Source organism: Streptomyces sp. XY431 (assembly GCF_001279805.1).
Classification (GTDB): Bacteria; Actinomycetota; Actinomycetes; order Streptomycetales; family Streptomycetaceae; genus Kitasatospora; species Kitasatospora purpeofusca.
The window spans coordinates 32,612-42,293 of the sequence record NZ_LGDO01000491.1; the positions used below are offsets into that span (position 1 = coordinate 32,612).

Here is a 9,682-nt window from a genome sequence, read left to right on the forward strand (position 1 = left end):
CGTGTGCGGAGCGGGTGTTGCCGGGGCCCGGCCGGCCGCCCACGTGGGCGGCCGGCCGGGCCTCCGGGTTCTCAGGGGCGCAGCGTGCGCTCCTCGGTCAGGACCAGGTCCTCGATGCCGCGCAGGAAGCGCTCCATCGCGGGCCGGGGGAGCACCGCGGGGTCGGCCGTCATGGCGAGTTGCAGGGCGGTCGGGGTGCGCAGCGCGTCCAGGGCGTAGGTGAGCCCGGGGCGCGGGTCGAACTCGACCGGCCAGTCCAGGGTGGTGCCCCCGTCGGCCCCGGCGCCGGCGACGGCCGGGTCCGGGGCGGTGAGGCCGCCGGGGAGCAGGTCGCGGGTGTCGTTGAAGACGCAGGAGCGGTCGGCGAGCGGCACCCGGTCGGCGGTGAGGCGCTCGACCTCGGCGTCCAGCAGGCGCCGGTCGTAGTAGGCGTGCCGGTAGGCGGCGATCGACGCGGCGTGGGTGCGGCGCACGGCCGCGCCGAACTCGCCGTCGGCGTCCTGGAGATGGAGCAGGGCATCGCCGGCGATCACGCTCACCGCGTCGGTGAGGCCGGACAGGAAGCGGTTGTTGACCACCACCTGGAGCACCGCGTCCTGGCGGTCGGCCAGCCGGGCCGTCATGGCGGCGGTGGCCGCCAGCAGGACGGCGGAGGAGCCGGCCCGGTGGGCGGCGGCCACCGTGTCGACCGCGCGGAGCAGTGCGGGCGAGCTGAGCACGGCGTTCGGGAACCGGGCGGCGGGGTCGGCCGCCGGGGCGGGCGGGAACAGCCGGGCCGGGGCGGCGCGCAGCTTGCGCAGGGTGTGCGCGCGGGCGTTGGCGTCGCGTTTGCGGCCGCGCTCCGAGGTCTGGAACGCGGCCTCCTCCAGGGGCTGCTGGGTGGTCCGGCCGGCCCGGACGGCGGCCGGGTCGGCGCCCAGGGCGAGTGCGGTGAGGTCGCGGACCAGCAGGCCCATCCCGGTACCGTCCACGGCGGTGTGGGAGAGCACCAGGGAGATGTGCCGGACCAGGCCGTCGGCCACGACCAGGCCGACCCGGACCGGCCACTCGGTGCCGCAGTCGAAGGAACGGTCCGTCAGTTCCCGGTGCAGCGCGGCTCCGGCGGCGGTGAGCCGGGCCCGGTCGGTGCCGGCGGGGAGGTCCCGGACCGGGACGGGCAGGGTGCCCGCCGGGTCGACGGTCTGGCGCAGTCCGGTGCCGTCCGGTTCGGGGAGCAGCCGGGTGTGCAGGGAGTCGTGCAGGTGCAGCAGGTGCCCGAGGGCGTCCAGGACCACCGGGAGCGGCAGGCCGGGGTCGAGCGGGGTGGCGGTGCCGATGTTGTAGCGGGGGCGGTCGGCGGGGGCCAGGCGGTTGACGACGTCCCAGATGGCTCGCTGGCCCCAGGTGGCGGGGCCGCTGCCGGAGCGGCCGTCGGCGAAGGGTATCTCCAGTTGTCGACTCGTGGTCACCGTGGGGGTTCTCCGATGCGCTGGTGCGGATGCGGGGCGGTGGTGCGGGCGGGTGCGGTGGGAGCCGTCCCGGAGAGTCTGCGGTACGGCCGCGAAATCGCGCCAGATGAAGGTCAATTCCGGTAAGGATCTTCGGAACCGGGGCTACCGGTCGGTACTCCCGATGTCGGCGTGGCAGCATCTGGCTTGTGAGGCGTGACATTGCACATGTCATGTGCGATTCGTGCGATGTCTGCCTCGCGAACGAACCCACCCTCCGTTCGTACGAAGGAGAAGTACCGAGATGAAGCGATTCGCCGCGCTCCTCGCCACTGGCGCCGCGCTCTCCGCGCTGGCCGTCACCGGGGCCACCCAGGCCTCCGCGCAGACCACCGGCGGCCCCTCCGGCCCCACCACCAAGAACTGCGTCGACGGGTACCCGGGCATCGTCAACCTGCAGCTCTGCGCCTCGGTGACCGGCAACCAGGTCGTGTTCTCCGGCTACGCGACCCCCGCCAGCGTTGCCTGGAACCCGCAGAAGGTGTCCTTCAACCTGACCGCCGGCGTCGTCGGCGGCGCCCTGATCGGGAGCGACTCGCCCTACGTGCTCATCACCGCCGGCGGCATCCCGGTCGGCAACGTCTCCGGCACCGCGCCGTGCGGCTCCAGCGTCCAGGGCACGTTCAACGTGACCCAGTGGGGCTGGCCGCCGTCGACCGCCACCATCACCGTGCCGGTCACCTGCTGATGAAGCACTGACCGGGGCCGGTCCCGCGGATCCTTCCGGGGCCGCGGCGAAGTCGGCGGGACCGGCCCCGGTCCCCGGCACCTCGTGCCGCAGCGGTGCGGCCGGTGCGGCGGCGCAACCAGGGTCTGGCGGACCCAGGGTTCGCCGGACCCGGGTGGAGCAGGGCCCTGGGTGGCGCGCGGCGGCGGGACCAGAGTGGTTCCCGTCAGGCCGTCGGAGCCAACGAACCGCACCGGAGCAGAACATGAGCCACCCCACGTACCCCGCCCTCGCCACCCGCACCGCCGTCGTCACCGGAGCCGCCAGCGGCATGGGTGAGGCCACCGCCCGGCTGCTCGCCGCCGGCGGGGCCCGGGTCGCCCTGCTGGCCCGCCGCGCCGAGCGGCTGGACGTCCTCGCCGCCGCGATCACCGCCGACGGCGGCGCGGCCCTCGCCGTCACCGCCGACGTCACCGACCAGTCCTCGGTGGACGCCGCCGTCCGGACCGTGCACGACACCTGGGGCCCGGTCGACCTGGTGGTCAACAACGCCGGGGTGATGCTGCCCAATCCGCTCGCGGACGGGCGGATCGACGAGTGGACCCGGATGATCGACACCAATCTGACCGGCGCGCTGCGGATCGTCCGCGCCTTCTCCGCCGACCTCGTCGCGGCCGCCGCCGAGGGCCGCGCCGCCGACCTGGTCAACGTCTCCTCCATCGCCTCCCACGTCCTGTTCCCCGACTACGCCGTCTACGGGGCCACCAAGGCGGCGCTCACCCAGCTGTCCGCCGCGCTGCGCACCGAACTCGGCCCCCGGGACGTGCGGGTCGCCGCGATCGAGCCCGGGCTCACCGACACCGAACTCGGCGGGCACATCGACAACCCGGTGCTGCGCGAGCAGCTCGACGGGATGTTCGACGCGATGCCCGCACTGACCGCCCAGGACATCGCCGAGCTGATCGCCTTCACCGTCACCCGCCCGCGCCATGTGAACCTCCGTCACCTGGTCGCCCTGCCGACCCGGCAGGCCTGAGCGTCAAGGCGGGGCGCGCGGTGCCACGCGATCGGGTGGCGGATACGTCCCATCCGGGTGATACCGGTTCCGTCGGGCCGTTCGTGCGCCAAGAGTGGTGCGCCATGACCACTGAAGACTTGGATGTTCCCCGCCCCGGCACGACCGACGTCGTGCCAGGACCGGCGCGGCGGTCGGTCGTCACGGTGACCGGAGTGTCGGTGCTCGCCGCCGGCCTCACCGCGGCCGCCGCCGTCCCCGCCGCGGCGCTCGCCCCCACCGCCCCGCCGACCGTGCCGCCCGCGGCCGACCCGCCCTTCGTCGCGCCGCCCGCCGCCGTGCCGCCGGGCACCGACGAGCGCGCTTTCACGACGGTCGCCCGCGCCATCGCCGTCTACGACGACCACGACCGGCCGCTCGTCCCGGCCTATCTGAAGATCGTCCGGGACGGCCTGCCGCCGGCGCGGGCCCGGGCGACCAAGCGGGTCCTGGTCGTCGGGGCCGGACCGGCCGGACTGCTCGCCGCCGACCTGCTCAACCGGGCGGGCCACGACGTCGTCGTGATCGAGGCCAACGGCAACCGCGTCGGCGGCCGGATCAAGACCTTCCGCAAGGGCGGCCACGAGAACGGCGCCCAGCCCTTCGCCGACCCGCTGCAGTACGCCGAGGCCGGGGCGATGCGGCTGCCCGAGAGCCACCCGCTGGTGATGGCGCTGCTCGACAAGTACCGGCTTCCGCGGCAGGAGTTCCTGCTGGTCGACGTCGACCCGCAGAACCCCTCGCAGCGGACCAACCGCACCTGGATCCACGTCAACGGGCTGCACGTCCGGCGGGCCGACTACGAGCGGGACCCCTCGGCCGTCAACGAGTCCTTCGGCGTCACCGGCCCCAACCGCGCCAGGACCGCCGCCGTGATCTACGCCGAGGCGCTGGAGAGCGCGCTGGCGCTCGTCCGGGGCAAGGAGGGCCCGGCCCTGGTGGAGGGCTGGGCCACCGTGCTGCGGCGGTACGGCCACTGGTCGATGTACCGGTACCTCACCGAGCAGGGCGGGCTGGACACCAGGACGATCGACCTGATCGGCACCGTCCAGAACGTGACCTCGCGGCTGCACCTCTCCTTCGTGCACAGCTTCCTGTCCGCCGCGCTGATCGACCCGAAGACGAAGTTCTGGGAGATCAAGGGCGGTACGGCGAAGCTCGTCGACGCCCTGTACGCGCCGGTGAAGGGGAAGGTGCGCTTCGACCGGCGCGCGGTGCGGATCGACCGGCACGGCGGCAAGGTCCGGGTGCACACCGTCTCCGAGGCCTGCCAGAGCGGCCAGGGCGGTGCGACGGAGGTCTTCGAGGGGGACGAGGCGATCGTCACCGTCCCCTTCGCCGGGCTGCGGCACGTCACCTTCGACCCGCCGCTGGGCTACGGCAAGCGGCGGGCGGTCACCGAACTGCACTACGACGCCGCGACCAAGGTGCTGCTGGAGTTCTCCCGCCGCTGGTGGGAGTTCACCGAGGAGGAGTGGCGGGCGGCGCTGGACTCGGTGGAGCCCGGCCTCTACGAGAAGTACCGGCAGGGCAAGGTCCCCGACGGTCGGTACCTCGGGGCCCACGACTCGGTGAAGGCGCTCGGGGTGAGCGTCCCCGGCGAGCTGCGGGAGTGCTTCGCGGCCTTCCGCCCGGTCGGCGGCGACCCGCCGGCCGCCCATGTGCGCGGCGGCGGTGCGGTGACCGACAGCGCCAACCGGTTCGTCTACTTCGAGCACGCCCACCCGCTGGAGGGCAGCGCCGGAGGCGTGGTGCTGGCCTCCTACAGCTGGGCGGACGACGCGCTGAAGTGGGACGCCTACGCCGACGAGGAGCGGTACCTGCGGGCGCTGGCCGGGGTGCAGGCCGTCTTCGGCCGCCGCTGCGAGGTCTTCTTCACCACGAAGGCCAGGACGCAGTCGTGGATGCGTGACCACTACGCCTACGGGGAGGCCTCGGTGCTGCTGCCGGGTCAGCACACCGAGCTCTTCCCCGACATCCCCGGCTCCGAGGGGCCGCTGCACTTCGCGGGGGACCACACCTCGACCAAGCCGGCCTGGGTCGAGGGCGCGCTGGAGTCGGCGGTCCGGAGTGCGCTGCTGGTGCACACGGGCTGATCCGGTCAGGGCGATCCCCGCGGCGCGCGGGGATCGCTCGGGTGCTGGGCGGCGGGTGGCGGGGCGGTGGTGGCGGGTCAGGGGGGGGTCGCGGTGAGCAGGTAGTAGTCGAGCAGGCCGTCCCGCCAGGTGTTGAGGAAGTTCCGGGTCCAGTGGTCGGACGGAACGGTGCCTTCGAGATAGCGGTCGAGGCCGGGCCAGACGTCCGTGCCGATGGACTCGGTGGTGACCTCGGCGAAGCCGGCCGCCCCGAGGTCGGAGACGAAGCCGGCCAGCGGGTGGGCGACGTCCAGGCCGTTGGCGAAGCTGCCGAGCAGGATGCTCAGCCGCTCGGCGACATCGGGCCCCTCGGCGGCGAAGAAGGTGGCCACCACCAGCCGGCCGCCGGGGCGCAGCACCCGGGCCGTCTCCTGGGCGAAGCCGGTCAGCTCACGGAAGTGCTGGGCCGCTTCGACCGAGTACAGGCCGTCCAGCGAGGCGTCCGCGAAGGGCAGGTCGTCGGCGGAGCCCAGGGTGTAGCCGAGCCGGTCCGGGAAGGTCGCCAGCGCCTTGGCGTTGACGGCGCGGGCGCGCTCGATCTGGTCGGGGTGGATGTCGACGCCGGTGACGGCGGCGAAGCGGAACTCGCAGAGCGCGAGCGCCGCGCCCAGGCCGCGCCCGCAGCCCACCTCGCCGAGCCGCAGCGACTCGGCCGGCCCGGGGAAGGCGCGCAGCACCCGGCGGTAGAGGTTCTCCTGGCTGCGGACGCGGTCCTCGGTCGTCGGGTCGGTGGTGCGGATGCCGCTCCAGTCGCCGAAGTTGATGAATCCGCCCGCGAAGGAGGCGGCCTGTGACAGGTCGTCGGCGCCGTAGGTCTGGCGTACCGGTCCTGGGATGCGGTCCTGGCTCATGGCTCGCTCGGGCTCCTCGTGTGTCGTGGCGACGGCCGGGTGAAGGCGGTGGCCGGGGTGACGGCGCGGGCGGGGGAGGGCCGGTGGTCCGGGCCTCCCGCGGGCGCGCGCCGCAGTACGTACCCAAACCGGCCGGTGCTGGAACTACCCGAAGGAAGTGGTTTCGGGAGGGACGGAGCAGGTCGGGAGGGACGGGTGGGGGTCGGCGCGGGTGCCGCGGGCGGCCTGGGAGACTGGGCGCCGATCGATCGTTCGGATCCGACGGGGACGGGGAGCGTCATGGGTATGGGTACGGGGACGGGTGTTGGTGCGGGGGACGGCGCGGGGGACGGGCGGATCGCCCCGCCGCTGACCGGGGGCGAGCGCGAGATGCTGCGGGCCTTCCTGGACTTCCACCGGGCCACGCTGGCGATGAAGTGCGCCGGGCTGACGGACGAACAGCTGCGGCTGCGGTCGAGCCCGCCGTCGACGCTGACCCTGCTCGGACTGGTGCGCCACATGGCGGAGGTCGAGCGGACCTGGTTCCGGCGGGTCATCGACGGGGAGGACATCCCGCTGGTGTGGTCCGCCGAGGGCGACTTCCAGGTCGCCTACGACGCGGACGGGGCGGACCGGGCCGAGGCCTTCGCGGCCTGGGAGGCGGAGGTGGAGCACTCCCGGCGGATCGAGCGGGAAGCGGAGTCGCTGGACGTCACCGGGTACCAGGCGCGCTGGCAGGCGGAGGTCTCGCTGCGGCTGGTGATGCTGCACCTGATCCACGAGTACGCGCGGCACAACGGGCACGCGGACTTCCTGCGGGAGGCGATCGACGGGGTGGTCGGGGCGTAGCGGGGCGGCAGCGCCGGAAGGGGCCGGGGGTGCCGGTGAACGCGCGGCGGGGTGCGGGCCGTATCCGTCACCGTGACAGTGATGACCTCGGGACGCGGTGCTGGCAAGCTGGCCGCCATGGCGGAAGCGATGGGTGAGGCGGGAGTCCGGGAGCTGGTCGCGGGGTGGCTCGCGGCTGAGCGGCCCGGCGAGGAGGGGCCCGGCGGCGGGGAACCGGCCGGCGGCGGGTGGGCGGTGCCCCCGGCCGCCGGGGCGGTGGTGGTCGCGGCCGCTCGGCGGCTGGCCGCGGCCGGTCCGGGGCCGGGCGGTCCGCCGTCGGCGGCGCCGGAGGGGCTGCGGCTCGTCGCGGAGGCCCTGGTGGTGGACGAGCACCCGTCGGCGGGAGCGTGGACGGAGCGGGAGCGGGCGGAGGCCGTGGAGTGGGTGGCGCTGCTGCTGGACCGCTTCGGCGAGGACGGCGTCACGATGCTGACGGCCGAGCTGGCAGGGTCGGAGGGTTCGGCGGGCTCGGTAGGTTCGGCGGGGGATTCCGGGGTGGGGGACCCGGAGTCCGGACGCGCCTCGGCCGGCTGACCGGCTAACCGGCTAACACCGCCAGCCGCCGGTCCAGCTCGCCGACGACCGCGGTGTCCCCGAGCCGCCCGTACAGGCCGCGGGCCGCCCGCAGGGTGCCGACGGCCTCCGGGGTGCGGCCGGTCGCCAGCAGGAAGTCGGCGAAGTGGCGTTCGGCCACCGCGTGCAGATGGACGGCGCCGGCGAACCGGCAGCGCTCCACCGTCTGCCGCCAGGCCTCCTCCGCGTCGCCGTACCGGCCGAGCAGTTGCAGCGCGTGCGCCTCGTTGATCATCGCGGAGAGGTGGAAGACGGCCAGCGGGTGCTCGGCGAGCAGGGCCCTGGCCTCCCGGGCGCGCCGCACCGCCTGGGCCGGATCGCCGGCCAGCCCGTACAGACCGGCGGTGTTGCTGAGCGCGTAGGGGGCGTGCTCGGCGTGGCCGTGCGTCTCGGCCAGCGCGATCGCCCGCTCGCCCAGCCGGACCGCCTCGTCGGGCCGGCCGCCGGCCGCCGTGGTCACGGCCAGCACGGTGAGCGCCTGCACCCGGACGGCGTCGTCGGTGCCGGAACTGCGGTCGACCGCCCGCAGGGCCAGCCGGTGCGCCTCCACCGTCCGGCCCCGGCCGCTCAGGGCGCGGGCCGTCACGGCCTCCATCGCGGCCACCGCGGCCGGATCACCGGTGCGCCCGGCCGCGTCGAGTCCGGTCCGCAGGCAGGCCAGCCGGTCCGGGCGGCGCCCGACGCTGTAGTAGAGGCCGTCGGCGCGGTACGCGAGCCGCCAGGCGCGGTCGTGGTCGCCGCTCTCGGAGGCGGCGGCGACCAGGCCCCGGACGGCGGGCTCCTCGGCCTGGAACCAGTCCAGGATCGAGCGGACGGTGGGCAGATGGGGCCGGGCGGCGCGTCGGCCGCCGGACCTCGGCGGCGGGCCGCCGGAGCCGGTGCCGGTGGGACCGGCGGCGCCCGGGGCGGGCTGGAGCAGGGCGGCGCCGTGGGCCACCGTCGCCAGGTAGTGGTCGGCCAGCGCGGCGGTGGCGGTGGCGTGCTCGGACGCGTGCCGCTCGTCGAGGAGTTCGGCCCCGTAGAGCCGGATCAGGTCGCAGCGGCGGTAGCGGCCCGGCGCGATCTCGGTGAGCAGGTGGTGCGCGGCCAGGGCGGCCAGCGCGTCCCGGGCCTCGTCCGGACCGGCGCCGAGCAGCGCGGCCGCGGCGGGGACGTCCGTCTCCCGGCCGGGGTGGACGGCGAGCAGGGCCAGCAGGTGGGCCGCCGTACCGGTCAGGTGGCGCAGCGTCCGGTCCAGGGCGGCGCGCAGGCTGCTGCTCCCCCGGGTGTCCAGGGCGTGCAGCCTGGTCCGCTCGTCGTCTAGTTCGGGCAGCAGGTCGGCGATCGCCCAGGCGGGGTGGGTGGCCAGCCGGGCGGCGACGATCCGCAGGGCGAGCGGCAGCCGGCCGCAGAGTTCGGCGAGCCGGGCGGCGGCCTCCGGTTCGGCGGCCACCCGGGGGCGGCCGAGCAGGTGCTCCAGCAGGCGCCCGGCCTCCTCGGCGGGCAGCGGGCCGAGGCGCAGCAGGGCGGCGCCCTCGGTGACCACGAGGTCCGCCAGGGTGCTGCGGCTGGTGACCACGGTCGCGCAGCGGGGACCGGCGGGCAGCAGGTCGGTGAGGTCCCCGGCGTCCGCGACGTCGTCCAGGACCACCAGCAGGCGGCGGTCGCGGGTGAGCGAGCGGAACAGGGCCGCGCGGGCCGAACGGTCCGCGGGCAGTTCGGCCTCCGGGACGCCCAGGGCGTGCAGGAACCGGCCCAGTACGGCGGCGGGTTCGGCGGGGCGGCCCGGGCCGAAGGCGTTGAGGTCGGCGAAGAGCCGTCCGTCGGGGTAGGCGGCGGACGCGTCGTGGGCCCAGCGGAGGGCGGTGGCGGTCTTGCCGGTCCCGGCCGGGCCGACCAGGACGGCGAGGGTGGCGGCGCCGGGTGTGCCGGTGCCGGGCGTGCCGGTGCAGTCGGGGCCGGTGCTGTCCGCGCCGGTGCTGTCCGCGCCGCGCAACCGGTCGGAGAGCCAGTCGAGTTCGGGGGTCCGGCCGACGAAACCGGCGGCCGGGCGGGGGACGACGTGGCCG

8 protein-coding genes are annotated in these 9,682 nt (G+C 75.4%); 5 read left to right on the forward strand and 3 right to left on the reverse strand.

Annotated elements, in window-relative coordinates:
* Window positions 1-71 precede the first annotated feature (71 nt).
* Window positions 72-1,448, reverse strand: a complete 1,377-nt coding sequence (locus tag ADK60_RS33900; RefSeq protein WP_053650749.1) for a condensation domain-containing protein — start codon at window positions 1,446-1,448, stop codon at window positions 72-74.
* 283 nt (window positions 1,449-1,731) lie between these two features.
* On the opposite strand from ADK60_RS33900, the gene ADK60_RS33905 reads away from it, so the two are divergent.
* The 3 genes from ADK60_RS33905 (at window position 1,732) to ADK60_RS33915 (ending at window position 5,304) form a co-directional block, all read left to right on the forward strand.
* Window positions 1,732-2,175: a hypothetical protein gene (locus tag ADK60_RS33905; protein WP_045943469.1), complete on the forward strand. Its 444-nt coding sequence runs from the start codon at window positions 1,732-1,734 to the stop codon at window positions 2,173-2,175.
* A 244-nt stretch (window positions 2,176-2,419) separates the two neighbouring features.
* Window positions 2,420-3,190, forward strand: coding sequence for an SDR family oxidoreductase (locus tag ADK60_RS33910; protein ID WP_053650750.1), 771 nt, complete (start codon window positions 2,420-2,422; stop codon window positions 3,188-3,190).
* Window positions 3,191-3,294: 104 nt separating this feature from the next.
* Complete coding sequence (locus ADK60_RS33915; RefSeq protein ID WP_053650751.1) at window positions 3,295-5,304, forward strand: FAD-dependent oxidoreductase; 2,010 nt, start codon at window positions 3,295-3,297, stop codon at window positions 5,302-5,304.
* A 77-nt stretch (window positions 5,305-5,381) separates the two neighbouring features.
* Here the strand turns inward: ADK60_RS33915 and ADK60_RS33920 are convergent, their stop codons facing one another.
* Window positions 5,382-6,194 carry a class I SAM-dependent methyltransferase gene (locus ADK60_RS33920; protein ID WP_053650752.1) on the reverse strand — a complete coding sequence of 271 codons (813 nt, stop codon included), beginning with the start codon at window positions 6,192-6,194 and terminating at the stop codon, window positions 5,382-5,384.
* Between the two features lie 285 nt (window positions 6,195-6,479).
* Here ADK60_RS33920 and ADK60_RS33925 point away from each other — a divergent pair, with 285 nt between their 5' ends.
* Both ADK60_RS33925 and ADK60_RS33930 read left to right on the forward strand, forming a co-directional pair.
* Window positions 6,480-7,022 carry a DinB family protein gene (locus tag ADK60_RS33925; RefSeq protein WP_053650753.1) on the forward strand — a complete coding sequence of 181 codons (543 nt, stop codon included), beginning with the start codon at window positions 6,480-6,482 and terminating at the stop codon, window positions 7,020-7,022.
* A gap of 81 nt (window positions 7,023-7,103) precedes the next feature.
* The gene (locus ADK60_RS33930; protein WP_159400697.1) at window positions 7,104-7,595 is read left to right on the forward strand and encodes a hypothetical protein; all 492 of its coding nucleotides are present in this window, start codon (window positions 7,104-7,106) and stop codon (window positions 7,593-7,595) included.
* Window positions 7,596-7,599: 4 nt separating this feature from the next.
* Here ADK60_RS33930 and ADK60_RS33935 read toward each other — a convergent pair.
* On the reverse strand, window positions 7,600-9,682 hold a 2,083-nt coding region (locus ADK60_RS33935), incomplete at its 5' end, for a tetratricopeptide repeat protein (RefSeq protein ID WP_053650755.1).